Genomic DNA, 24,719 nt, shown 5'->3' on the forward strand with positions numbered 1-24,719 from the left:
CCAGACACTAGCGTCTGCACAAACAGGAAAGTATTGCTGTTGTACAAGGATACCAGTCCTAGATTAGCCAAAAGAACTCAGCAGAAGAAACAAAATAAATGGGTATGTCTGTATTTATGTCAAGCCTGAGATCGGAAAAATTTGCAAAAAAGGGCGCTCCCCAAGAAAAGATTACCGATCGGTAAAAAGTCAGATATTCTATATATTGTTCAATACCTGCTTTTTTGACGACTATCAAAATTTTTAAGACTTGAGACTAGCGTCATTGCTTGTAGTGCAAAGATGAAACGTTAGCCGAAATTTAAACAAGAAATCCACCTGCCTCCCCAGAACACCGCTGATGCAATTGCCAAAAGCCCTACGCCGGACTAAAATCGTCGCCACCATTGGCCCAGCAACTTCGGACCCACAAGTGCTGCGCCAGCTCATAGAAGCCGGTGCCACAACTTTGCGACTCAACTTTTCCCACGGAACAGAAGAAGACCACGAACGCAGCATTCGCTTAATCCGGCAAACCTCCTTTGAACTCAACCAGCCGGTTGCCATCCTCCAAGACCTCCAAGGCCCGAAAATTCGTTTAGGGCGCTTTGAGACAGGCTCTATCGTTGTCAAAAACGGCGCTCCTTTCATTCTCACCAGCCGCCAGGTTCCAGGTACCGAACTCATTTCTTCCGTCACCTACGACCCCCTAGCAGACGAAGTTCCAGAGGGAGCAGTGATTCTGCTTGACGACGGCAAAGTGGAAATGGTGGTCGAAAAAGTAGACCGCGCGGCGCGGGAATTGTACTGCCGCGTCGTCGTCGGCGGGCCGCTTTCCAACAACAAAGGCGTGAATTTTCCGGGAGTTTACCTGTCAATTAAAGCGCTGACTGATAAAGACCGCAAAGATTTAATGTTCGGCCTCGACCAAGGTGTCGATTGGGTGGCCCTGAGCTTTGTGCGGAATCCCCAGGATATGCTCGAAATTAAAGAGCTGATAGCCAGTGCGGGCAAGCAAGTACCAGTGATTGCCAAGATCGAAAAGCACGAGGCGATCGAACAAATGGAGGAAATTCTCACCCTTTGCAACGGCGTGATGGTCGCCCGCGGCGATTTGGGAGTGGAACTGCCCGCCGAAGACGTGCCGATTTTGCAAAAGCGGCTGATTGCTACCTCCAACCGCCTAGGCATTCCGGTAATTACCGCTACCCAGATGCTCGACAGCATGGTCAACAATCCCCGCCCCACCCGCGCCGAGATTTCCGACGTGGCAAACGCGATTCTTGACGGAACTGATGCCGTGATGCTCTCGAATGAAACTGCTGTCGGCAAGTTCCCCGTCGAAGCGGTGGCGACGATGGCGAGAATTGCGGTGCGGATGGAGAGGGAAGGAATTAAGCGGAATATTAGGAATGTAGAAGATATTGGTCGATCGATCCCCAACGGTATCAGCCAAGCAGTCAGCCAAATCTCCGAACAGCTAAACGCGGCGGCGATCATGACGCTGACCAAAACCGGCGCCACAGCCCGAAATGTCTCGAAGTTCCGCCCCAAAACTCCGATTTTAGCAATTACTCCTCACGTAGACGTAGCTCGACAACTGCAATTAGTATGGGGAGTAAAACCCTTGCTGGTGTTGGATTTGCCCTCCACCGGCCAGACATTTCAATCTGCGATGACTGTCGCCCAGGAAAAAGAGTTAGTGTGCGACGGAGATTTAGTGGTGATGACCGCCGGTACTCTGCAAGGGGTGGCCGGATCGACGGATTTGATCAAAGTTGAGGTAGTGACAGCAGTTTTAGGCAAAGGCACCGGTGTCGGTTTGGGATCGGTGAGCGGCATGGCCAGGGTTGCTCGCACTGCTGCGGATGTGGCGAATTTCCACGCCGGGGACATTTTGGTAGTGGAGCACACCAGCGTCGCTTTTGTGGAGATGATTCGGAAAGCAGCCGGTGTGGTGACGGAGGAGGACAGTTTGACTTCTCACGCCGCGATTATCGGTTTGCGGTTGGGCGTGCCGGTGATGGTGGGCGTGAAGAATGCCACGCGGGTAATTCGGGACGGAACGATGCTGACGCTCGATATGCAGCGGGGTTTAGTTTATTCTGGGGCCAGAGGCGGCTCAACTGACACGGAAGTGACCGTTTAACTGTTGGTGAGCTAGGAGTTGTGAAGTTGTGAATTAAATTCTACAACTCCTTGCTTTTGTCGCTTAGGCTGTGATATAATTCAAAATTGTCTGTGCCGATGTAGCTCAGGGGTAGAGTATTCGATTCGTAATCGAACGGTCGTGGGTTCAAATCCCACCATCGGCTTTGGGTTTCAGCGATTTTTGTCTATGCTTTAGTCTATGACTGAGCTCAAACTGTGAGCAAAACGCAGTTTAACTGCTCAAAAATGCTCTCGGCAAAGTAGCCGAGAGCATTTTTATTTGCCCTAAATCCTTGTGTGGTGGTGGAGATGGTGAATTTTTTAAATCAACAGTAAAGATTTTTCCAGGTTGTCTTCGCACCTTGTAAAAATATTTATTTTTTCGGGGAAGCATTGATCGAGAGACGACTTACCAAAAAAATTGGGTCTAAAGCCCCGTCCTTTTAGGACGGATTTTCTGCTACGGTTTTAATGTAAAGATTTTCCACGTAAAATGTTTGTCCTAGAGTTCAAGGCTAAAGGAAAGACAACTCAATATGCAGCAATAGACGAGGCAATCAGAACTGCTCAACTCGTTCGGAATAAGTGCGTCCGTTTTTGGATGGACAACAAAGGAACAGGGCAGAAAGAATTGTATCGTCACAGCACAGTGCTAAGAGAAGAGTTTTCCTTTGTTAAAGCTTTAAACTCTAGTGCTTGTCAAGCTTCGGTGGAAAGGGCTTATTCTGCGATCGCTCGGTTCTACGATAATTGCAGAAAAGCTACTCCAGGAAAGAAAGGTTATCCCCAGTTCAAGAAAAATTGTCGCTCAGTCGAGTACAAGACTAGCGGCTGGAAACTTGCTGAAACTCGGAAACAAATCACTTTCACCGACAAAAAAGAAATTGGCAAGCTAAAACTCAAAGGAACGTGGGATTTAAACTTTTATCAGTTAGACCAGATAAAACGGGTTAGGCTGGTACGTCGGGCTGATGGCTACTATGTTCAGTTTTTGTTCAGCGCTGACAACAAAGTAGAGGTCGAACCGACAGGAAAGACTGTTGGTTTAGACGTTGGACTTAAAGAGTTCTATACCGATTCCCAGGGTCATACCGAGCATAATCCCAGATTTTATCGAACAGGCGAAAAGCGGTTGAAGTTTAAACAACGCCGTGTTTATCGCAAAAAGAAAGGCTCTGCCAACCGCAAGAAAGCTATTAATCGACTAGGACGAGTACACCTCAAAATAAGTAGGCAACGTGAAGAACACGCTAAAAGACTAGCGCGTTGCGTAATCCAATCTAACGATTTGGTCGCTTATGAAGATTTGAGGATTAAAAACTTAGTAAAAAATCCCTGTCTCGCTAAATCGATTAATGATGTAGGTTGGTATCAATTCAGGAAGTGGCTAGAGTATTTTGGGGTGAAGTTTGGCAAAGTAACTGTAGCGGTTAATCCTGCCTATACTTCTCAAGAATGCTCTAATTGTGGTGCAATAGTCAAAAAATCTCTATCTATGAGAACCCATGTTTGTAAGTGTGGATTTGTCATAGATAGAGATTGGAATGCCGCCATCAACATCCTAAAATTAGCTTTGAGTACGGTAGGGCATACCGGAACTTGGATCTTAGATCCGACCGCTTTGGGAGATTCGACCTCTACTTTGGCTGGAGTAATCCAGTCTGAGCAAGTTGGGTCTATGAACAAAGAATCCCCGCTGCTTTAGCACGGGGAGTGTCAAATTCCTGACAAGAAACCGGGCATCGTATTAGTTCGGGGGCCGGGGGATGCGAAAACTTAGGGGACTGAGGATTTGATTGAGAGTTCGCAGTTGTTCAGCAGTGCCCAAACAAATCAGCATATCTCCTCCTTCGATCGCAGTTTCTCCGGTAGGCCCGACAATCAAAGTCCCGCCAGCGCGCCGCACCGCTAAAACCAAGGCCCCGGATTGCGATCGCAACTTGGCATTTCTCAAAGTTTCCCCGACGTAGACACAACTATTGGGATCGACCAGAAATTCTTCCATGTAAAAAGAACTATCAGTCCCGGTCAAAACACCGTCTAAAAAATCCATTACTTGAGGCCGCAAAGCCGCCGCCGCCATGCGTTTTCCGCCGGTAATGTAGGGGGATACGACGGCATCGGCGCCGCCCCGCTGCAACTTTTTTACGGCTTCTTCTGTGGTGGCGCGGGCGATCGCCCGTACCTTCGGATTCAGAGTTTTCGCTGACATGACAGTGTATAAATTCTCGGCGTCCGAAGGCAAAGCTGCTACTATGCAAATTGCGCGATCGATCCCCACACTCACCAAAGTTTCGTCCAGAGTCGCGTCTCCTTGGACAGCCGTGTACCCCAGCGCCAAAGCTGCCTCAACCGACTGTACCGCCGAATCTATAACCACAAAAGAGATATATTCGGCCTGAAATTCCAAGGCAATTTGGCGGCCCGTGCGCCCAAAACCGCAGAGAATGTAATGCCCGATCAAAGAATCTACCAATCGTCGCTGCTGCCTAATTCTTGCTCCTTCTTGAAAATATCCTTCAATCAGCGCTTCTGTAAAGCGGTTGACGATGAAACCAATCACAATCACGCCCATCAAAATCAGGCATATAGTAAACAATCGCCCGCGTCGACCGAGGGGCTGAAGTTCACCGTAGCCCACAGTTGCTAGGGTAAATACTGTCATGTAAGCGGCATCTAGCAAAGACCATTTTTCCACGAGGCAATACCAGAGAGTACCCGTGCATAAAATGCCGCCAAGGGCGATGACTCCGTTTCTTAAGTCTTTTTGCAGGCGCTGGTACTTTTGTTCTAGAGTTGAATACACCGATCGGGCTGACCTATTACCTATTAGCTGCTACCAAATTTAACCATATCAGCCCTAGACGCAGGGGGGGGTCAAAAAGCCGGTTTCTGCCTAGATACTTTGCTGCCAAACTCAACATTTTGATTTTTAACCCGGTTTTTTTTACCTGAGTCCTGACTGAGTTTCAATTCCGTCGCAGAGGTGGCGATTGTTTTGATTTGCGATCGGATTTGTCTGAAAATTATTGCGGGCGACATTGCAGCCCTGCACCAGCAAATCGTCAAGATTAAAATTCCACAGCATCACTGTACCGTCAGCACTAGCAGTAGCGATCGCTTTGCCGTCTGGACTAAAACTCGCACTCCAAACAGCATCCTTGTTACCTTTTAAAGTTTGGAGCAATGTACCGTCAATGTTCCACAGCCTTACCATTTTGTCTGTGCTTGCAGATAGCAACATTTGGCTATCGGGACTAAAGCTGATATTTGTCAATCCACTTGTATGCTTTAAAATACTTAGCGGTTTGCCGTCTTTGCTCCAAATTCTCGCAGTTCCCCCAGCGCTTGCAGTCGCCAGCATTGCTCCGTCGGGACTGAAAGTTACAGTCATAATTTTATCATTTTCAATTTGTAAGCTTCGCAGCAATTGGATATCGGTGCTTGCTTCGATGGACTGCTGTTTTTGCAACTTTTCCACAAGCTTTGTCAAACTCCAAAGTTTAACAGTACCATCAGTTGCAGCCGCAGCAATTATCTGACCATCTGGGCTAAAAGTCGCGCTAGTTATCCAACCTTGCTCCACTTTTAAACTTAACAATTCTTCACCGTTGATTTTCCATAGTTTAACTGTTCCATCGGTACTTGCTGAAGCAAGTATTTTACCATCGGGACTCAAAGAGACGCTTGTTATTTGACCGCTATGTCCTTTTAAATCATGGATTAATTTGCCATTATTTTGCCAAATTTTTACAGTTTTGTCGTCGCTGGCTGAGACAATAATCTCACCGTTAGGATTAAAAATTGCCTTGATAATTTTATCAGTATGTCCTGTCAATGTTGCTTGCAAAGTTCCATTAGTTCGCCAAAGTTTGATATAATTATCATCGGTAGCAGTCACGATTGTTTGGCTGTCGGGGCTGAAACTCACGAAAGCAAGGCTACTGGCTTGACTCTGCAAGCGGCGGCGTTCCCGGAAGCTGTAAACTGCCTGTTCGAGGGCGATCGCCACTCGCATCTGAATATCTGAGCTGACTCCGAGCGATCGGTTCATTTCTGTAACAGCTCTAATGCTTTCTAGCAGAGATTCCTCTTTTTTATCGGCAGAAAATAGCGTTTCTGATAGTAGAGTGAGAGTGAGAATTTTATTGTTTCTTTCTTCGATTGATGGTTTAATCCAAAAGGCTCCTATCAGAATTAATATCACTATTCCTGCTGCTGCTGTAACTGTTTGCACTCTCAGTTGTTGCTCGCGCCAAAGTTTAGCTGCAATCACTTTTTTCTGCTTTTGTGCTTCGCTGAGTTCTTCTAGTAACTTTTTTTCGCGTCGCAGTTGTTCTATTTCAGCTTGATTCTGTTTTTCTTGAGAGCGGAATTTGTCTAATTCCGCTTCTTGACTAGCATTTAAAAATTGATAATCTTGGGTACACAAGCTTTTATTTGCCGCCCATTTTCTGGCATCTTCCAGTGCTTGACCGCGCAACAATCGAGATTCATCTTGACAGTTTTTAGCTATCCATGCTGTTAGAGATTCGGCATAGGGGCGCAAGTCGCCGAGTGCTGTTTCTACCCAGTTTTGGTTGAATATAGCTGCGTAAATGCGGTTGTAGACGGTTAATTTTCCGGCTCGTTTTACTACTAATCCGCTCAGCCGCAATTCTGTTTGTTCGGGAGTATCATCGGCCCCGATCCCCCCTGTCCCCCTTAAAAAGGGGGGTTCTGGCATCTCCTCGCCCGTTTTTAAGTAAGTTTGGGGGGGATCAAAGGGTTGCAATATTTTTTGATATAATCCTAATAACCTACTGGCGTGGTGGTGATTTCTAAGAAGGCGATCGCGAATTGTTTTGATGTGTACTGGTTCATCGGATGATTCCCAATTATCAATAATATGAGATTGCACTATCTCGCTAATTAATAATTGATTGGTAGTAATAATTTCAGTCGTAGTTTCATCCGTCGAGTTGGATATAATAGAAGCCGTTGCTAAGCTTTTTACATTGTGCAGAATCAGCTTGCAAAGCTTTTGAGTCAGAAAGGGCTGCCCTCCAGTCCAATACAAAATCTCTTTTAAAACCTCTTGAGGATTGTCTACTTTTCCCTCAAATCCCTTTGCTAAAGGCAGAGCTTCTTGTAAGTTAAAACCGTGCAATTCAATAGCTAAACCAATATTAAACGGGGTGCGAGCTGCATCGCTAATTAAATCCGATGGCGTAGCTACTCCCAGCAAAGCAAATGTAATGCGCTGGTATTCTGACTTCTGAGCGCGTTTGTTGTAGCAAGCTCTAATTAGGGCAAAAAAATCATCTAGCGGTTCTTTGAAACTGAGAACACTATCAATTTCATCAATAAAAACGACAAGAGGTTGAGGAAGTTTTGCCAGTAGTAACTCTTCAATTAACTCTCCTAAGCGCTGCACTGGCGACATCAATTCTCTCTCCTGCCACCAAGTCATAAACTCGACTGGGTTAAACAGGTTGAAACTGCACAATAGCTTGTAAGCGACGCCGCCGTACCACTTCTCTAGAGAGACTTGCTGGTTGCCAATGTCCGAAAGGTCGATCGTAGCACAGGCAATGCCATCAGCCGAGAGCTTTTGTACAGTTCGCACTAGCAAACTGGATTTGCCCATTTGTCGGGAATTGAGCACGTAACAAAACTCTCCGGCTTTGAGGGCTTGATAAAGTTCTGAGTCAGCTTGTCGCACTACATAAGTAGGTGCATTTTGCGGGAGACTGCCGCCGATTTGATATTGGTAATCGACTGTCATGATCTAGCCTCTAGTCATAAGTTGGTCTCAGTTCTATGGTGCCTGTAGCACAAGCAATTTTACCATTTTGATAAGTTGGTTCTGGTGGTTTAATTGTACCAGCAGAATCAGCTCCGCACAATATAGATGTGGTCGTTATTTGATTTTTAGAAGAATTTGACTCAACTTTTGTAGCAGGAATTACAAAAACTCCACCGACAACGCTTTTAAGATATTTATGCTTTGAGACTCCATAATTAAATGTTGCTTTTTTTGTTGTATGGTGGGAATATTTGTAATTTTCTGTCTCGGTTTTAATAATGCGAATTCTTAAAGCCTTAACAGAAGTGCTAAAAACACTTTTTTCGGCAAAATAGGCTTGCTGACGTTTGTTGATTAAGCTAATATACATTCTGGGTTCCCATTGCTTGTTGTTCCTAAGCTTAACCTGAAAGGATGGCACAGCTACCGAAGCCAATACTCCCATCACCATTAAAAACACTAAGTATCCACCAACATTCGATGCAAGGCTAGCTGATTTATAATTTTGTTGACTCATTGTTTTGTATCCTCTCTATTTGTTGTAAGGACTTTAGTCCGGTAAATCTCAATTGAATGCCGATTTGATATTGTAATCGACTGTCATTATATTGCGTAGAGTTAGATTATTGGGGCAATTGTGTTGTGCCTTTACCACAAGCAATTTTACCATTTTCATAGGTGGGTTCCGCTGGGTTAATTGTACCGGGAGAATCAGCTTCGCACAATATGGACGTTGTAGTTCTTTCCTCTTTAGCAGCATTTGGCTCAAAGTTTTTAGCAGGAACTATAAAGACACCGCCGACATAACTTTTTAAGTCTTTTTTCTTGGATACTCCATAATTAAATGCTGCTTTCTTAGTGGCCCGAATGGAATACTTGAAATTTGTTGTCTCTGTTTTAATGCCAAGTCCTAAAGCATCAAAAGAAGTAGCAAAAGCACTTTTTTCTATAAATAGGGCTTTCTGTGCGCGGTTCATTGAGCCAACATACTGTCTCGGTTCCATTGTCGGAGTATTACCACATGTTGTATCCTGAAATAATGATGGCAGAGCGATCGCGCCAATTACCCCAATGCCCATTAAAAGCAATAAACCCCCGCAACCGTTATAAGCTGAATTGCTAATACTTGATTCTTGATATTTAGTCAGGGTATTGTCTCCTTAAATGGTATATACAAGGTGGATTAAAGTCCGCGAGGCAGAGCCTCTGGATCTGCGTTACCAGGAAGAGCCTGGTAACGAGGAAAAGGAGAAAATACTAATCTCTAAGCTCGCAGCTTTTGTACTTCTTTCCGGTCAATGGATGTTGGCTGAACCACTTTACTGCCGATCGCAAAATCGCGCAATTCCACTCTCGTAAACTTCACACCCCAAGGCTCTGTCGCTGTATCCAACTCCTCTACTAAAGCATTATTGATTTGATGGCGAGCCGTGTAAAGTTCCTCCAGAGATAATGTTGCAATGTGAGTCCGAATTGAAAGAATCAGCATATTTAACATCGCTTCTTTGAGATTCTGCACCTTGTAGGAGGCTTTTTCTAAGTCAATTATTCGCCAGTAAACAATAAATTCAACCGTGATAGCAAGGCGATCGCGCGTCGTGCATTCTTGCGGTGCTAGGTTTAAAATTTGCTCGCGCAGAGTTTGTTTATAGGCGACTGTTTCGACAAAGGGAATCAGAAATGTTAAACCTGGTTCGAGTTTCTTGCGATCGTACTTTCCGAAAATTTCAACTAAAGCCTCATCTCCTTGACGGACGATTTTTACGCTGCTGGCTAAGGATACTCCGGTAATTGCAAACAACACCATCAAAAAATACTGATACATAGTGAATCTCCTGGTAAATAGTTGACAGTTGACAGTTGACAGTTGATAGGGATTTCTTAGTCTCTTAGAGAGGGGCTTTGTTTAGCAAGAAGCAATTTCAATCGCCGAGTCATAAAAGTGCTAACTCAGATTTAGCCGTTGATGTGAATTAATCTGTCAGGTACAACAATCAGCGTGTTTCCTTCGCGGCGCAAAACGTAAACTTTTTTTCTGGGTGCGATCGCCCCTTGGGAATCTTCATTGCGAGCTTTCCACGAAGCCCCTTCATAAATCACCATTCCGGTTTCTCCGGGGAAAATCTCGGAGATTGTTGTCGCTTCGGTTGCTTCGGGAATCACAAACTTTTTGCGAACAATGAAAATTGGTCTAATCCAGATGCTCAGCGCGAGGGCTATCCCCATCCAGTAGAAGATTTGCCAGTCAAAATCTTCATACATTATGTTGGCCCAACTAAACTGAAATGCTACAGATCCTCTCCACAAAATAAAGGATTCAATTAAAGCGGAAGCTCCCATCATTAGCAGGTAAAATCTGTATTTTTGGGGCTGAGTTTTGATGATTAATAGCTCCATCGCACTAAGCACAACTCCCAGTAGCAGCCAGAATAGGGGCGGGGTGAAGGCGAAACCTGGTTGATTAGTGGCTGACGCCAGCGACCAAATTAAGATAGAATACACAATGCTTTTACCTCGTTTTGATGGGATTCAACCTTGTTATTTCTAATCTAATCAGGCGGCTATTTGAGTTGGCGACTGAGTTATTTGAAAATTCATCGACTTTTCATCGACTTTTCATCGACTTTAGGGGCGGTTGGCATTTATGATGGTTTCAGTGTCTTGATTGTGATAAGCAATGCCACGATCGCTAAGGGTGCGCGAAGAGTGCATTCGTGCAGTTAAATCCTGTCTCCTGAGAAATGGCTTCCCCAGTCAGAAAATCCTGGCTGAGGATTTAGGGATGGCGCAATCTACTGTCAGCCATTTTCTGAATGGCAAACCTGTGGATTATGCCAATTTCATCGAAATTTGTCGCGGATTGGGGCAGGAATGGCGCGATATAGCTGATTTTGAGGCGAATTCAGAGCCAGAGGAGGTAGTGCTGCTGAGGGCAAAAGTGGCGATCGTCTTGGAGGGCTTCGCCAATGCCCGTTGGCGAAGCCCTCGAAGAGGATCGACCTCAGACAACACCCTTTCCCAGCAGTTACACCAAGCTTTGAGTGCGGGAGGTCACGAAGTCTTTTTTATTAACAACAGCAGCGACTCAGCCTCATATTTAAAGCGTTGCGATTATTTGCTGTTGCTGATTTCCCAAGAATCGGCTGCTAGCGAAATGATATTGGAACAAGTGCAGCTAGCCAAAGAATTGCACAATATTAATGCTCAAAAACCAGCAATTTTACCGATTTTTATTGAATTAAATATACCGCTTTCCTTTGATTTGCTCAGCTATTTAGCCGGAATTAAGCCCTGGCTGTGGCGCGGTGCTGGCGACTCATCAAAGTTATTATCAGAAATTTTAACTATTCTCAAAGAAGGTCGCACATCGTTAACTGCCGACCATGAATTAGCTGTAGAATGGAACGCAATTACTAGCACAAAACAGTCAATAATTCAACCCCTGCCAGCAGCGCCGCCAGAATTGCCGGGAGGACAAGTTGAAATAGCTTCTCGTTTTTATATCGATCGCCCTCCGGTCGAATCCCGCTGTTACGAGGCGATCGCCCAACCGGGAGCGCTAATCCGCATTAAAGCGCCCAGACAAATGGGCAAAACTTCTTTGATGGCAAGGATTTTGCATCACGCAGAAGTGCAAGGTTCTCGCACGGTAGCGCTGAGTTTTCAGCTAGCCAATAGAAGAGTTTTTACTAATTCAGATACATTTTTGCAGTGGTTTAGTGCTAGCATCGGTCAAGAATTAGGAATGCTGGAGCAGTTGCCTAAGTGTTGGGAACTAGCCGATTTGATTGGCAGTAATCAGTGCTGCAAAGCTTATTTTGAACAGTATTTACTGTCTGAATCTTCAAAACCTCTGACGTTAGGTTTGGATGAGAGCGATCGCCTGTTTGAATCACCGGAAATTGCCGACGACTTCTTTGGGTTATTGCGCGCTTTGCACGAAGAAGCAAAACGGCGAGATATTTGGAAAAAGTTTCGCTTGATTGTGGTGCATTCTACGGAAGTATATATCCCGCTGGACGTGAATAAATCACCGTTTAATGTGGGATTGCCGATTGATTTGCAGGAGTTTAATTCGCAGCAAGTACAAGACTTAGCAGCGCGACACGGATTGAATTGGAGTGCTGCTGAAGTGGCAGAAATGATGGGTTTAGTGGGAGGTCATCCCTATTTGGTGCGGCTGGCAATTTATCACATTTCGCGTCAAGATGTGAGTTTAAATCAGTTGGTAAAATCGGCAGGAACTGAAGCGGCAATTTACAGCGACCATTTGCGCCGACATTTATGGAATTTAGAGAAATATTCCGAATTGATGGACGCGATGAGAGAGGTGGCAAGTGCTTCACAACCTGTGCGATTGCGGTCAGAATTGGCGTTTAAGTTAAACAGTATGGGTTTGGTGAAATTGGAGGGAAATAATTGCATTCCGAGATGTCGATTGTATGAGGAATATTTTCGCGATCGGCTAGGTTGATAGTTATAGGTTGTACAGTTTTTAAGAACGGGCAAGATGCCCGTTCCACAAGAAAAGGGAGTTTTTCAAGAACGGGCAAGATGCCCGTTCCACAAGAAAATGGAGTTTTTCAAGAACGGGCAAGATGCCCATTCCACAAGAAAATGGAGTTTTTCAAGAACGGGCAAGATGCCCATTCCACAAGAAAATGGAGTTTTTCAAGAACGGGCATCTTGCCCGTTCCGCTTTGTTTTGTAGCCAACTTCTGCAAGTTTTCAACGGATAGCGCGTAAAGACTTCCCAGCTTGGGGCATCGTCTTGATGATGCCGATCTCCAGGTTTGGAATCGACTCAATCCAATGGCTCCAAGCTCGTTTCATCCGGCGGCGACGGGATGAGCCAATATTTTGATGTTGAGAAACGGAGGAATCCCAATGCAGTGCGACTTGTGCGATAATCCTGCACCCTTGTTATGCGACGGGGAAAACTGTGACCGGCCCATCTGCCGACTCCATGCTCGCCAACTTTCGTTCTACCTGATTTGTCGAGGGTATGGCGGTGATACCGTGGATGTTTGCCCGGAGTGCGAGAGGGCCAAGAATCATTGGCAGTTACGGATAGGGGCCGTTAATAAGCGGTAACTTAGCTCGTTGCGTCCTTGCCATGCGATCGCCACGGTCAGAGTCAGCCTGTTTGGTTCGTTCCGTCGCCGGTGATGCGATCACTATCAACTCAATCAATCCGATGGGGTTCTGCCACCGGCGGGCGATCGTCGCTCATTCTACAAACTGTCGGTTCCGGCAGTTATTGCTGATGACTCGCCCCAGGGGAACTGAATCCATTGAGCTTGGGTTTTCTCTCCCAATGATTCCTGGGGGGAATGGGAAATCATCACTATATATTACAAAACCCTCTACAGCAAGATTACTGTAGAGGGGTTTTTATTGCTAATTTTTAGTCTGAGGAGGTTTTTTCATACACAACCTGGTCACCATTGTTGGTTACGCGAAAATAGTCACCCACCGTGTACACAAGTTTGCTTCCATTTTGATCATAGGTCGTTACTATGAAAGAGCTTCCATCGCGGGTTGTTGTGACGCCATGGAGAGTATTACTCCTTTCATTAACCCGGTTGTAATCCACATAGTACATATTCTCACTGGCATCCATACAAATAGAGATGAAATAGTTGTCAGTTATGTATTCGGCAACTGAAATATCTCCTTCAGTACAAAAAGTGGCAGCTTGCGCGATGTGCGTTTCGTCAGGCAAATCCCCGGCAACCGTCGAGGAAGGCGCAGCAGCTAACAAAGGCAATCCTGGTAATAATAACCCAAAAATTGTACCAATCACAGCAGAATACTTGCAGCCTTCAACCCAAATTTTTGAGGTCATTTTGTTTGTTTTTTAAGTGGTAACTTTTTAACTATATGTCTGGTTTTTTACTATGTCAAGAGAAATTTTCCTAAATATTTATACCTAGTTTATAAAACTTTCATCAACCTTTGAACGGCTGGGAACATATTTAATAAAAAATGTATCGGGTTGGTTCTGGTAATTATTTAGATAATCGTTACCTGTTTTGTAGTTACAACAATTATTAATAAAAAACTCCCATCGTTTGCCCAGATTGCAAGAGGGCTAAAAATCATTGGCAGCTACGGATGGGAGTCGTTGCCGAGCGGTACCCCAGCCCGTTGCTTTTTGAGTCGATGATGCGCTCACCACAAACGTAGTCAATCTGTTTGATTCCTGCCAAAAATGCGATCGCCGCTATCGAATTTAGCCTGTTCCGTGCTGCCAGCAATGCGATCGCCGCCACCGGAAGTAAACCTGCTTAGTTCGTACCGGATTCGCCATTGCCAGAGTCAGCCCGTTCAGTTCGTTCTTGCCATGTGGTAAGCGCCAGTTATGCCGTGGGCTATCGCCACTGCCGGATTCAGTCTAGTCGGTTCCTACGATGCGATCGCCACCACCTTCGTCAACCTGTTTCTTTCCTGGACTCGCCACCAGAGCCAACAGATTCAACTCAACATCAACTTAGAGAACCGTTCCCGCAGAGACTGACTAAAATAATACTGACTCGCGTCTGATCCGGCAATTCCCGTAATTTACTCAGGGATGAGAGCATTTGAGCGGGGGTATGAGACGGTAGCGATCAAATCTCTATCAATGGAAGGGTGTATGCGGCTGACTGGTTCGGTATCGTGAAATGAAGTAGCCATAATCCTCAGCAATTTGGAACGGTTGGCTGTTTGGACAGGCACCACAATAATTAGAGTTAGCATAACTTGATTCCATGCCAAACACGATAGAGATACTTCCTTCTTCACACTCGCCGAGTCTTTCCAAAAAGCAATCCGCACTCCCAAATTATGAAGCAGCCGATCGGCAATTTGTCAATTTGCTAGAAGTCGAGGATTTAGACAAGACGGTGGCGGCAAAACCGTTACTTGTCAGCGATTTTGAAAGCGCGATCGCCTATGCACTTCAAGCAGCTTACCAACAGGAACCGGGCGATGAGGCCGCTCACCGCTTCTTGCAGCGCGTACTTTACCGTATCAACCGCCTCAACTTGTTTTGGTACGACGATTTGCGCCGCTACAATAACGAGCGATCGCACTATTTGCGTTCCGTGCGCGATCGCATTGAGGAACCTTGGCAGCAGTGGGAACTCGCGCAAATCGACGTTGCAGCGCTGCAAAAATTGCCGGATGTCAAGCAAGCCCTGCGCGATCGCGCGGCCGCCGATGTCGATCCTCCGCTAACTGAGCTCGATCGCTACCAGCGGGAACAGATGACTGAAGAGGGATACAAACACCTGCTGGCGATCGCCTCTTTCGACGGTTTAGTGGAAGCCAGCCGCCTTTCTCGCATCCTCGGCGGCGCCGGCAACGAAATTCAGTGTACCCTTACCCGAGTGCTGATGGAAGAATACGGCGGCGGTCGCCTCCCCCGCAAGCACTCGACCTTTTTTGCTCAGATGCTGGCTGAATTCGATATGAGTACAGAACCAGAAGCGTACTTCGATTTAGTGCCTTGGGAAGTGCTCGCAAGCATTAATCACAACTTTTTGCTGACGGAACGCAAGCGCCATTTTCTGCGCTATAACGGCGGACTAACTTATTTTGAGGTGGCGGGGCCCGTGGCTTACCGCAATTATCTAGCCGCCGCCCAGCGTCTGGGTCTGTCGCAGGCTGCGATGGGTTATTGGGAACTGCACATCAAAGAAGATGAGCGTCACGGCCGCTGGATGTTGGATGAAGTGGCGATCCCGCTGGTTGATAGATACCCGCAGGAGGCTTGGGAGCTGGTGTTGGGCTACGATCAGGAGAAGTCGATCGGCGATCGGGCTGGCGCGGCTGTAGTGCGATCGATCCAAGCCGCAGAACGGAATTAACGGCTATATAGTAGGGTGCGTCAGAGATTGATGCACCCTAAATCTTGCAGGTTCTCAATAAGCCTTTGAGGAACAGGCAAGATGCCTGTTCCACCAAGAGTGTATTTCTTGTGGAACAGGCATCTTGCCTGTTGCTGACCTTGCCTGTTGCTGACAATGGTGCAACATCTCAGAGGCACCGCTGTATTTTAAAATGCTGTCATTAACTGAATGAGCTCGATCGACAAATCTCTTTGCGACTTTTCTTGCTTCTTAAACAAAACTCCAGCCAGCAGATAGATATTTTCCGAATAAAAAGCCATTCCCTGTTCTCGCAGAGTGGCGATCGCACTTTTCACCTTCGGTTCCGAACTATAATAGCCAAAAGTTAAAGGTGCAATCTCAAAATTTGCAACCGAGTAGCCTCGATCCAAGGCATAATCGATCAAACCCACAGGATTAGAATAGCTAGAAACCATCAGCAAAACTTCGTCACTGCCCAGAGATAAAAGTTTTTTAGCAATTGTACAACCATCACTCCCGCCGTGCAACAGTGGCTGGTAAATTTTATCATCCACCGCAGGCAAGTAAGGCGGATTTGAGATGACACAATCCGCCGACTCGTATAAAGGCGACTCAAAAAAAGAGCAATTGTTGACCGTGTATTTTTCGCTCAGTTGATATTCCTTAATTTGAGACTGAGCAATTTTCCAAGCTACATTATTTAGCTCAAATCCCTGTATTGTCCCGTCAAAATCACTTCTCAGCAAAGACTTAATAACTGGACTGCCCTCTCCTGAACCAAACTCTACGATAAGTCGAGAATTGTCACTAGCATTTAACACTAAACTTTCCAAGCAGTGCGAGTAAAAATCCGATTCTTCCGGGCAGTGGAATACCTGTTTCAGAGGATGGGATGAAGTGAGCATAAATTCTGTAACAAAGTTGACTATTTTAAAAGTATCGAATAACTAATAGTACAGCCATCTGTCGCAAGAGCTATTTTATTCGATAATCTCTTTTTTCCTGTTTTACATAGTGAGTGCGATTAAAGGACTCTTACCGCCGATAGAGCCTCACCTTAAGAAAATTAACCCACTTGGTAGATTGCAATTAAATGGATTGCTGATGAGATAGGTATATTAACCACTAATTATTAATTTTAATCGTGTCAAACATGACCTTTTTTAATTATTCAGTTCCGCCTTTCACCCACAAACAGCTTAACATTGATAATCAGAATTTAGAAGGGATTTGGCACGTTCACTTGCCCCTTGGCAAAAATCGATTTTATTCAAAATTTTATACTTGTCTCGATCGAGCTTGCCTGTTGTGGAGTTTACTGTTAATACCCATGTTCGGCACGGCACAATTTTTTTCTGTGAGTTGGATGCTGCAAGCAGGTTTGTGGTCAACGCTCAGCCTTGTAGGTACAGCAGCAATGGTAAGCCTGACATACTATTGGGTTAAAATAGAACGTCTGAGGTGGGTGCTTTACGGTTGGGTAATACTGATGTTATTAGGAGTGCTGCTGACTGATTTAGCCATTTTTTGTAGTTGGGGAAAAGTGTTGGCGAATCTCTGTCCCCTGTGGCTGGGACTGAGCGGAATTGGGTATTTCGGGACGGGATTTGCAGTGCGATCGCGCGCGCTGTTAGCAGCAAGTTTATTTCACCTGTTGGGCAGTGTGATTGTGCCTTATACCGACGGTTGGTCTTTCCTATTTACTGGAACGCTAATGGTATTTAGCTTGCTCGTTTTAGCCGAATTGCAATGGGATATGCGGCAGCCGATTAACAGGCTCGATTAACTCCACTACAGAAGCGATCCCAAGAGCTATCAACCGTAAATAATTAACCACCAGTCATCAGTACCTTGCGAATGACTGATGATATCATGACCGCTAGAATAACTTTACTCACATTGGTTGGTAGTGAGGAATTCACTCATCATAAAATCATCATAAAATGAGGAATGAAGTCATCACTACACACCGGATAACGGTTATTTTAGCGGACACGATAGAAGTGAGGGCGTAGGACTAATTGCCACCAGACTGTACAGATTTGCGGGTTTGGTTAGTATCGTCACCCTTGTGATGCCACGTGCCACCTTCGCCTTGAACATATTCAGATTTTACGCTGTTCCAAGCAACGCTAGTAGCACCATCGGCGCTCATTCCATCTTCACTAGCGCTCTTAAAAGCCGCTTGAAAAATTTGTTTCGCCCCTTGGGGGAGTTCTTGTGCTTCTGAAGGTAAGGTATCAAATTGTTGTTCTGGCATAATGACCTCTAATTATTAAACATAAATTTAATCTTATATACTAGAAGCCACTACTTTCCTCTCTCTAAAAGCAAGTTTTAGACCGCATTTTTCTCATTCTGAGGACAGATGTAATATTAAATTTATTGTGTTCAGAGAGCGCAATTGACTGGCAGTTGCTGGTTCAATCGGATTTTGGTAATTTCCTTGCTCAAATAGCCATTAATCTGATTTCGGGTTTTTAACTGGCGAACTTAGAAAAAGCGATTAACATTAAATAGCCACTTCGGGCAAGAATTCGATGCAGCATAGTTGATGTCTGCTGGGGCAATGTGTGAGGGAATAAGCGCTCTCTGGCATAGTTTTGGCTTTAGGATAGGATATTAGGGTTTAGCCGATCGCACTCACGAGCAATTCGGATGACTGTGCCACCGCTGGTTAATGTAATGTCGTGCGGGCCCGCTTCGGATAGCCCTCACATCGTCTTCCTGTTGGAGGTAAGTCGAAACCCTATCAAAAGCGTTGCGGTTATGGGGTTGCAGGCGATCGGGTCACTCAAAACGCTCGATCGGGCGTTTTGAGATAATTTAGTTTCTGGGAAAGTTTGATCGGTATTCTGCCAGTGTCCAAATAGCTAGCAGCAAGTTAAGGAAAAATAGCGCTCAAAAAAATTTGAAACTAACTCCTATGGCGTAGCGCTAACCCAAAATTGACGGTGAGAAAATCCAGAATTTCTGTCTCACAGCACCAGCCGCAGGAGAAAATTTATAGGAAGAACCGCGCGCTTGTCTCAGAAACCCGGTTGATGCGTATATGTTTCGTTACTCAACCCAAAATTTTTCAGAGCAACCCGCTCTTTATCCCCCGTACACAAATTTTGATTGAGCTAGTCGGCCACTCAATCAAATATCATCCACCACCTGAAAGAAAACGCCATTTTGCCAAATATTCCTAAAGACGAATGGCGAACTTGAAGGATACGTAATAGCTTATAAACTATTAAGGCTGCGGTGTAATTGATCAGGGCAAAATAATCGAGGGGACGGGACTAAATTTGCTCCCTTACCTTTATTATCCCGCAGCAAAGGTTAGAAAAGTTGCACGTTACGCTGTCAATTTGACCCTGCGGTTTTGGCATCACAAGCGATCGCAAGACTATACGAAAAAGCAAGCATTACCATGAAATCTTCTAAATTGTTGAAAGTTGTTTTAGCAAGCGCTTGTACTTTAGGTTTAGCCACGGTTTCCTTCGCAGTGCCTGCTTCTGCCCAGTCGGGCGGTGCTGGAGGCGGTGCAGGCGGCGGTGCAGGCGGTAGCGGTACGACTGGCACAAGCGGTACGACTGGCACAAGCGGTACGACTGGCACAAGCGGTACGACTGGCACAAGCGGCACAAGCGGTACGACAGGCGCCGGTACAAGCGGTACGACTGATACGGGTACGGGTACAAGCGGTACGACTGGCGCTGGCACAAGCGGTACAAGCGGTACGAGTGACACTGGTACAAGCGGTACGACGGGCACTGGCACAAGCGGTACAAGCGGTACGACAGGCACCGGCACAAGCGGTACAACCGATACGACTGGCACCGGCACAAGCGGTACAAGCGGTACGAGTGACACTGGTACAAGCGGTACGACAGGCACGGGTACAACGGGTACAAGCGGTACGACAGGCACGGGCACAAGCGGTACAACCGATACGACAGGCACGGGTACAAGCGGTACAACCGATACGACAGGCACGGGTACAACGGGCACAACCGATACGACTGGCACCGGTACAAGCGGTACGAGTGGCACGGGCACAACGGGTACAACCGGTACAACTGGCACCGGTACAACCGATACGACAGGCACGGGTACAAGCGGTACAACCGATACAACTGGCACTGGCACAACGGGCACAACCGATACAACTGGCACTGGCACAACGGGTACAACCGGTACGACAGGCACTGGCACAACGGGTACAACCGGTACAACAGGCACTGGCACAACGGGTACAACCGGTACAACAGGCACTGGCACAACGGGTACAACCGGTACAACAGGCACTGGCACAACGGGTACAACGGGTACAACCGGTACCACATCGACGCCGGCTGATACTAATTCTGGAGTTTTGAGTGCTCGGCGCGATAGCCCCAACAATTTCGGGTGGCTGGGTGCCTTGGGTGCGTTTGGTTTGATCAACTTGTTTCGGAAAGGCAGTACACCCTCCCATCGGTAGTTTCGGGCGATTCCCTACGGGATAGCTTCGCTTCACATACTTTTGAAAACAACTTAGAGGCTTAGAAATTCATGACTTCACTCAATCGCAAAAATTTGTTCCAAAAATTGGTAACAGTTGCCGGAATTGCCGGCGTTAGTTCCTTGATAGCTGTGCCGGCATTGGCAGAATTAAACCGCCAGACTAACGGCTTCAACCAGTCGGGCGATCGGGTTTTTGAGCTTGCTGATAACCAAGCCGACGATGAGACTCTTCCTAAATCTCCAAATCTCCCCACCAACAACACTCCCGGCCGTTCTCCCGACAGTTCAGATACCCCTACCAACAACACTCCCGACAGTTCAGATACCCCCACCAACAACACTCCCGGCCGTTCTCCAAATACCCCCACCAACAACACTCCCGGCCGTTCTCCCAACTCTCCAGCAGGTGGCGAAACTTCGCCTAGTTCTCTCAGCAGCAAAGACAGAACCTTTGTCATGCAAGCAGGTCAACTTAGTATGATGGAAGTGGAGCTCGGCAGATTGGCAGTGCAGCGCGGTTCTAGTGCTGGTGTGAAACAATACGGGCAAGAAATGGTAGAGGAACACACCAAGGCTAATCAAGAGCTGATGCAGTTAGTAATGCAAAAGCAGGTTGAATTGCCAGCCGAGATGAGTACCCAGAACAAAGCTTTGATGGATCGACTTTCGGGACTCTCCGGTACAAGTTTTGATGCTGCTTACAAGCAGGCTATGATCGACAGCCACACTCAGGCTATTGCTCTGTTTCAGGCTCAATCTCAACAGGGACAAGATCCCGACTTGAAGGCTTGGGCCACCCAGAAGTTGCCGAACCTTCAGGCGCACTTGAAAATGGTTAACCAAATGTTGGCAGATACCAGCCAGCCCAAATAGCAGGTAGAGGAGGTAGAGTCCGATCGGGTTTTATGCGCTCGGACTCTACCTTTTGTGCTGCGAGAGGAAACCGCAATATATTCTTTTAAACCCTATAATTTTTGATAACAATGGAAGATTTTCTCCGCAACTTGTTGGGCAGCAATATTACAGCGACGTGGCTGTTATTAATCGTAGGGTTTTGCTGGATTGCTTACATACCCGGTCGCCTGAGAAATTAATAATTATCACATTAAAAGTTAAAAAACTAAGTAGATAGGCGCAAATAAGTCTTACCCTAGAACAGACCGATTGTAGCCTGTCTCAGAGCCACCGATTTTATACGGTATTTCATGCCAGATCTCCGGGCACCCCTACAACTTAGTCTAAATTAATCATTTTTTAACAGACAAGCATTCGATCGCCCGATCGCGCAAGCAAGTGCGATCGGGCGATTTATCCAAACAACACCAAATTAATTAGTCCACAGTTTCCACAAAAACACTCACAGCCGCCACAGCGATTAGCATTTCATCATTTTTATCATTCAGAGAGGCGATCGCCCTTCCTGGGACAATCATCCCTCCTTGCTCCACAATCAGAGTTTTGCTGCCAAAAGGTAGCACCGCCAACACCTCCTGTTCCCGCACTTGTTCCGGGTAAGGAACAGCCACCTTTACCTCAACAATCATCTGATTCGGATCAGTCAAACCCGCCACTTCCCAGACGCCTAGCAAAGCATTATGGGCGATCGCATTTCGTACAGCCCTTGCACAGGCTACAGTCGGTTCCTGTCCGTGCTGGTCTATACCCATCCCCATTTCAATGATGAAACATTTACGTGCCATAGTTGCCCCTTGGTTGATTTTTTGTTTGTAGTCGCTCGCACTCTTTCCCCAAACAATTATCAACCCAAATGACCGCATTTTATATTATTTTATCGCTCCATCGAATAACACAATAATCATCTCATTTAATAAAAAAAGGTAACTTTAGACCACCTCCAAACTTATATCAAATCAGTCATTGTAAATCTAAAATCTAAAATCTTAAACTTAAAATGGTATAACTTATGGTAATATTACCCAATTCAGCTTTCCCAGCGGACTGCAAAACTCATCGCCAGCTTGAATCATGGATAGTTTTCTACCAATTGCCTACTTTCAAAACCAATTTCTCCCCTTTACCGACGCCAAAATTTCCATAGCCACCCACGCGCTGCACTACGGAACCGGAGTCTTAGGCGGGTTGCGGGGAATTCCAGACCCCCAAAATGCCGATCGAATATTGCTATTTAGATTAGACCGCCACTGTCAAAGATTAAGTCAAAGTGCGAGTTTCCTCCACTGCGATTTACCAGCCAGCAAAATTCAACAAATAATCATTGAGTTTGTCCAGAAAAACCAGCCAACAAAATCATTTTATATTCGCCCTTTTATCTACACATCCAGTTTAGGAATTGCCCCGCGACTGCACAACGTAGAAACAGACTTTTTTGTCTACGGATTAGAACTCTCAGACTATTTGCCCAAAGAAGGAGTCAACTGTAGAATTAGCTCTTGGTACCGTCAAGAAGACCGCAGCTTGCCATTAAGAGGTAAAATTAGCGGCGCTTACATCACCTCAGCATTAGCCAAAACCGAAGCAGTAGAATCCGGCTTCGACGAAGCAATTATGATGAATACTCAGGGAAAAGTCAGCGAAGCTTCAGGAATGAACATATTTGTCGCCAGAAACGGTAAATTAGTTACTCCCGGTTTCGAGCAAGATATTCTGGAAGGAATTACCAGAGACAGCGTAATCACAATCGCCCGAGACTTAGGAATTGAAGTAATAGAAAGACCAGTTGACAAATCAGAATTGTTGATTGCAGACGAAATTTTCCTCTGCGGAACCGCAGCCAAAATTACCCCAATTAAGCGAGTGGAAAACTATCACTTGCCCACAAACCGACCCATCACCGAAAAGATTTTGGACAAACTGACGGAGATTATCGAAAATCGCGACAGCAATTATAAAGAATGGGTATTTCCGATTAATCTTAATTAACCGAAAATACCTGTGCTCGTAGAAGCGAGTTCACTCGTTACCATTGGAGTTTAGACTAAGCACAAATTGACTCAGCTAACGCTGAGTGAAATTCTAGTGAATTTAGAAAGAGTTTTCTAAGGTTAAATTACGAATTTGGGAGAGTTTTGGAACCGACCTTTACCCTTTTTGACCACGGGATAGCGACATCTTTGAGCGCGCAGTTTACCGGATGACCATCCAGCCGATTTTCCTCGGGATTTGGGAGCAACAGCCGGACTCCCAATCCTAATTAAAAGTGGAAGCATTGATTGTGCAACCCTTCCAGGTGTCAATTCAGGGAGAGGCTTTTGCCAGGGTAGACGAATTTCCCTGACTAAATCTTGAGCTAACCATAATTGCCAAGTTAGCAATGGCATCAAATCACTCCATCGTTCACATTGTTCTGGAGTGCTTAGCTTCGGAATTGTCCAATGCAATGTTTGTTTCGCTAAGCGATACCAGTGTTCGATGGCAAAACGACGTAGATATAGTTGCCAAATTTCTGTAAGAGGTGGCATTTGAACACCAACCCAAACTAACCACAAAGGTTGAGTTTTTAATTGACCCGTTACAGTGTCTAAGCGTTCTACTAAAATCAGAGTCATCGGATGTTTGGGACTACCTCGGAAATGTAAGTTATCCCATGTTCTCAACCTGATTCGTCCGAGTTTCGGCTCAAGGGATTCCAGGGTTTGTTCTGGTTCCCACCAGCTTGAGGAGTCGTTAAGCTTAAACTGGTTTCCATGAATTTTTGGCCGTCCTCTACCACTATAGGCTGGGGGTGTTGACCATAAGCAACGATTGGAGCGAATACGCATTAGTTTATCAGCGGCGATCGCAGCAGTAGCTTTAACCAGAGGGGCGCACCCATACTCACTATCAAATAGGGCGATGGGTCTATTCTGAAGATATTCACAGACTTGTGCCAATTGTTCAGCGCCTTTACCGATTGGGTTGTCCCAACTGGTAATACGTTCGTGTCTTAATGGCAGCGCCCAACTCCCGCTAATCGTTGGTATCAGTGCGATCGTACTATATCCTTGACCGATACCAACAGGTATGCCGTGAGGTAAGGCTGTGGGTTGATGTTCATAGGTCCGTTCTTTGAGAGTAGGTGCATGGGGTCTCAACCATGCTGTATGATCGATCGCTAATACTGGACGTTCCACTTGTGACATCTGTTGGATATATAGTTGCATCAATTGGTCTCGGTCTGGTCTACAATCTTGCAGCGCTTCGTAGACGCTTGACCACTCACGCCGAAATAAGGGATTGAGGGCTAAATCTCCTAAACATGAGACGTGGCGAGTCGTCATTATCGCGTCTGCTAGTTCAAAGGTGGCGTCTTTGGCATTGCCGAGACATTCATAAGCTTGTTGACGAAATTCCCGTAATTGTTCAAACTTCATGGCAGGTAGATTTGAGATTTTTAGCTGAATTCTCAATCTTCTACCCTTACGCTGTCTGTTGAAACTATCGCAGACAGTTTTTTTTTGAGGTTGTCAGCCGAAGAGAACGTCAACGGTCGT

Annotated in this window: 24 protein-coding genes and 1 tRNA gene; 12 read left to right on the top strand and 13 right to left on the bottom strand. The window is 45.9% G+C overall.

All coding sequences use genetic code 11. The features are described 5' to 3' along the window. Positions 1-340: 340 nt before the first annotated feature. From pyk to D0A37_RS13515, 3 genes are all read left to right on the top strand, one after another. Positions 341-2,128 carry a pyruvate kinase gene (gene pyk, locus D0A37_RS13505; protein ID WP_242724865.1) on the top strand — a complete coding sequence of 596 codons (1,788 nt, stop codon included), beginning with the start codon at positions 341-343 and terminating at the stop codon, positions 2,126-2,128. 94 nt (positions 2,129-2,222) lie between these two features. Then, a tRNA-Thr gene (locus D0A37_RS13510) sits at positions 2,223-2,294 on the top strand. A gap of 329 nt (positions 2,295-2,623) precedes the next feature. Further along, the gene (locus D0A37_RS13515) at positions 2,624-3,835 is read left to right on the top strand and encodes an RNA-guided endonuclease InsQ/TnpB family protein (RefSeq protein ID WP_242724866.1); all 1,212 of its coding nucleotides are present in this window, start codon (positions 2,624-2,626) and stop codon (positions 3,833-3,835) included. A gap of 42 nt (positions 3,836-3,877) precedes the next feature. On the opposite strand, the gene D0A37_RS13520 is transcribed toward D0A37_RS13515, so the two are convergent. The 6 genes from D0A37_RS13520 to D0A37_RS13545 all read right to left on the bottom strand — a co-directional run bounded on the left by D0A37_RS13520 (position 3,878) and on the right by D0A37_RS13545 (position 10,420). Further along, positions 3,878-4,936, bottom strand: coding sequence for a potassium channel family protein (locus D0A37_RS13520; RefSeq protein ID WP_242724867.1), 1,059 nt, complete (start codon positions 4,934-4,936; stop codon positions 3,878-3,880). Positions 4,937-5,077: 141 nt separating this feature from the next. Further along, positions 5,078-7,897 (bottom strand): LpqB family beta-propeller domain-containing protein, encoded by a 2,820-nt coding sequence (locus D0A37_RS13525; RefSeq protein ID WP_242724868.1) that lies wholly within the window; start codon positions 7,895-7,897, stop codon positions 5,078-5,080. 10 nt (positions 7,898-7,907) lie between these two features. Further along, a complete protein-coding gene (locus tag D0A37_RS13530) occupies positions 7,908-8,435 on the bottom strand; it encodes a type IV pilin-like G/H family protein (RefSeq protein WP_242724869.1) in 528 nt (175 codons plus the stop codon). A gap of 106 nt (positions 8,436-8,541) precedes the next feature. Continuing rightward, positions 8,542-8,997 carry a type IV pilin-like G/H family protein gene (locus tag D0A37_RS13535; protein ID WP_242725515.1) on the bottom strand — a complete coding sequence of 152 codons (456 nt, stop codon included), beginning with the start codon at positions 8,995-8,997 and terminating at the stop codon, positions 8,542-8,544. A gap of 185 nt (positions 8,998-9,182) precedes the next feature. Continuing rightward, entirely contained in the window at positions 9,183-9,743 is a 561-nt protein-coding gene (locus D0A37_RS13540; protein WP_242724870.1) for a paraslipin, read from the bottom strand. Positions 9,744-9,874: 131 nt separating this feature from the next. After that, the gene (locus D0A37_RS13545; RefSeq protein ID WP_242724872.1) at positions 9,875-10,420 is read right to left on the bottom strand and encodes an NfeD family protein; all 546 of its coding nucleotides are present in this window, start codon (positions 10,418-10,420) and stop codon (positions 9,875-9,877) included. Between the two features lie 175 nt (positions 10,421-10,595). Here D0A37_RS13545 and D0A37_RS13550 point away from each other — a divergent pair, with 175 nt between their 5' ends. Further along, positions 10,596-12,392 carry an AAA-like domain-containing protein gene (locus D0A37_RS13550; protein WP_242724873.1) on the top strand — a complete coding sequence of 599 codons (1,797 nt, stop codon included), beginning with the start codon at positions 10,596-10,598 and terminating at the stop codon, positions 12,390-12,392. 36 nt (positions 12,393-12,428) lie between these two features. Further along, on the top strand, positions 12,429-12,629 hold the full coding sequence (locus D0A37_RS13555) for a hypothetical protein (RefSeq protein WP_242724874.1): 201 nt from the start codon (positions 12,429-12,431) through the stop codon (positions 12,627-12,629). Between the two features lie 353 nt (positions 12,630-12,982). Here the strand turns inward: D0A37_RS13555 and D0A37_RS29020 are convergent, their stop codons facing one another. Next, a complete protein-coding gene (locus D0A37_RS29020; RefSeq protein ID WP_278187199.1) occupies positions 12,983-13,111 on the bottom strand; it encodes a hypothetical protein in 129 nt (42 codons plus the stop codon). A gap of 214 nt (positions 13,112-13,325) precedes the next feature. Next, a complete protein-coding gene (locus D0A37_RS13560; RefSeq protein ID WP_242724875.1) occupies positions 13,326-13,766 on the bottom strand; it encodes a hypothetical protein in 441 nt (146 codons plus the stop codon). A gap of 516 nt (positions 13,767-14,282) precedes the next feature. On the opposite strand from D0A37_RS13560, the gene D0A37_RS13565 reads away from it, so the two are divergent. After that, positions 14,283-14,438 carry a hypothetical protein gene (locus tag D0A37_RS13565; RefSeq protein ID WP_242724876.1) on the top strand — a complete coding sequence of 52 codons (156 nt, stop codon included), beginning with the start codon at positions 14,283-14,285 and terminating at the stop codon, positions 14,436-14,438. A 44-nt stretch (positions 14,439-14,482) separates the two neighbouring features. Here D0A37_RS13565 and D0A37_RS13570 read toward each other — a convergent pair whose 3' ends face one another. Next, a complete protein-coding gene (locus D0A37_RS13570; protein ID WP_242724877.1) occupies positions 14,483-14,659 on the bottom strand; it encodes a hypothetical protein in 177 nt (58 codons plus the stop codon). Positions 14,660-14,670: 11 nt separating this feature from the next. Here D0A37_RS13570 and D0A37_RS13575 point away from each other — a divergent pair, with 11 nt between their 5' ends. Further along, the gene (locus D0A37_RS13575) at positions 14,671-15,771 is read left to right on the top strand and encodes an iron-containing redox enzyme family protein (protein WP_242724878.1); all 1,101 of its coding nucleotides are present in this window, start codon (positions 14,671-14,673) and stop codon (positions 15,769-15,771) included. A gap of 188 nt (positions 15,772-15,959) precedes the next feature. On the opposite strand, the gene D0A37_RS13580 is transcribed toward D0A37_RS13575, so the two are convergent. Continuing rightward, on the bottom strand, positions 15,960-16,679 hold the full coding sequence (locus D0A37_RS13580) for a class I SAM-dependent methyltransferase (RefSeq protein WP_242724880.1): 720 nt from the start codon (positions 16,677-16,679) through the stop codon (positions 15,960-15,962). A 248-nt stretch (positions 16,680-16,927) separates the two neighbouring features. Between D0A37_RS13580 and D0A37_RS13585 the strand changes: the two genes are divergently transcribed. Continuing rightward, on the top strand, positions 16,928-17,560 hold the full coding sequence (locus D0A37_RS13585) for a hypothetical protein (protein ID WP_242725517.1): 633 nt from the start codon (positions 16,928-16,930) through the stop codon (positions 17,558-17,560). 231 nt (positions 17,561-17,791) lie between these two features. Here D0A37_RS13585 and D0A37_RS13590 read toward each other — a convergent pair whose 3' ends face one another. Next, positions 17,792-18,034 carry a ChaB family protein gene (locus D0A37_RS13590; RefSeq protein WP_190662935.1) on the bottom strand — a complete coding sequence of 81 codons (243 nt, stop codon included), beginning with the start codon at positions 18,032-18,034 and terminating at the stop codon, positions 17,792-17,794. A 398-nt stretch (positions 18,035-18,432) separates the two neighbouring features. On the opposite strand from D0A37_RS13590, the gene D0A37_RS13595 reads away from it, so the two are divergent. The 3 genes from D0A37_RS13595 to D0A37_RS13605 all read left to right on the top strand — a co-directional run bounded on the left by D0A37_RS13595 (position 18,433) and on the right by D0A37_RS13605 (position 21,141). After that, positions 18,433-18,594 (top strand): hypothetical protein, encoded by a 162-nt coding sequence (locus D0A37_RS13595; protein ID WP_242724882.1) that lies wholly within the window; start codon positions 18,433-18,435, stop codon positions 18,592-18,594. A 598-nt stretch (positions 18,595-19,192) separates the two neighbouring features. Then, a complete protein-coding gene (locus D0A37_RS13600) occupies positions 19,193-20,245 on the top strand; it encodes a hypothetical protein (protein ID WP_242724883.1) in 1,053 nt (350 codons plus the stop codon). Between the two features lie 71 nt (positions 20,246-20,316). Next, positions 20,317-21,141 (top strand): DUF4142 domain-containing protein, encoded by an 825-nt coding sequence (locus tag D0A37_RS13605; RefSeq protein WP_242724884.1) that lies wholly within the window; start codon positions 20,317-20,319, stop codon positions 21,139-21,141. Between the two features lie 458 nt (positions 21,142-21,599). Here the strand turns inward: D0A37_RS13605 and D0A37_RS13610 are convergent, their stop codons facing one another. After that, the gene (locus tag D0A37_RS13610) at positions 21,600-21,968 is read right to left on the bottom strand and encodes a Lin0512 family protein (RefSeq protein WP_242724885.1); all 369 of its coding nucleotides are present in this window, start codon (positions 21,966-21,968) and stop codon (positions 21,600-21,602) included. 286 nt (positions 21,969-22,254) lie between these two features. Here D0A37_RS13610 and D0A37_RS13615 point away from each other — a divergent pair, with 286 nt between their 5' ends. Continuing rightward, positions 22,255-23,169: a branched-chain amino acid transaminase gene (locus D0A37_RS13615; RefSeq protein ID WP_242724886.1), complete on the top strand. Its 915-nt coding sequence runs from the start codon at positions 22,255-22,257 to the stop codon at positions 23,167-23,169. A gap of 122 nt (positions 23,170-23,291) precedes the next feature. On the opposite strand, the gene D0A37_RS13620 is transcribed toward D0A37_RS13615, so the two are convergent. Next, positions 23,292-24,599, bottom strand: a complete 1,308-nt coding sequence (locus tag D0A37_RS13620) for an NF041680 family putative transposase (RefSeq protein ID WP_242716831.1) — start codon at positions 24,597-24,599, stop codon at positions 23,292-23,294. Positions 24,600-24,719 lie beyond the last annotated feature (120 nt).

It is taken from the genome of Microcoleus vaginatus HSN003, from assembly GCF_022701255.1.
Lineage (GTDB): Bacteria > Cyanobacteriota > Cyanobacteriia > Cyanobacteriales > Microcoleaceae > Microcoleus > Microcoleus vaginatus_B.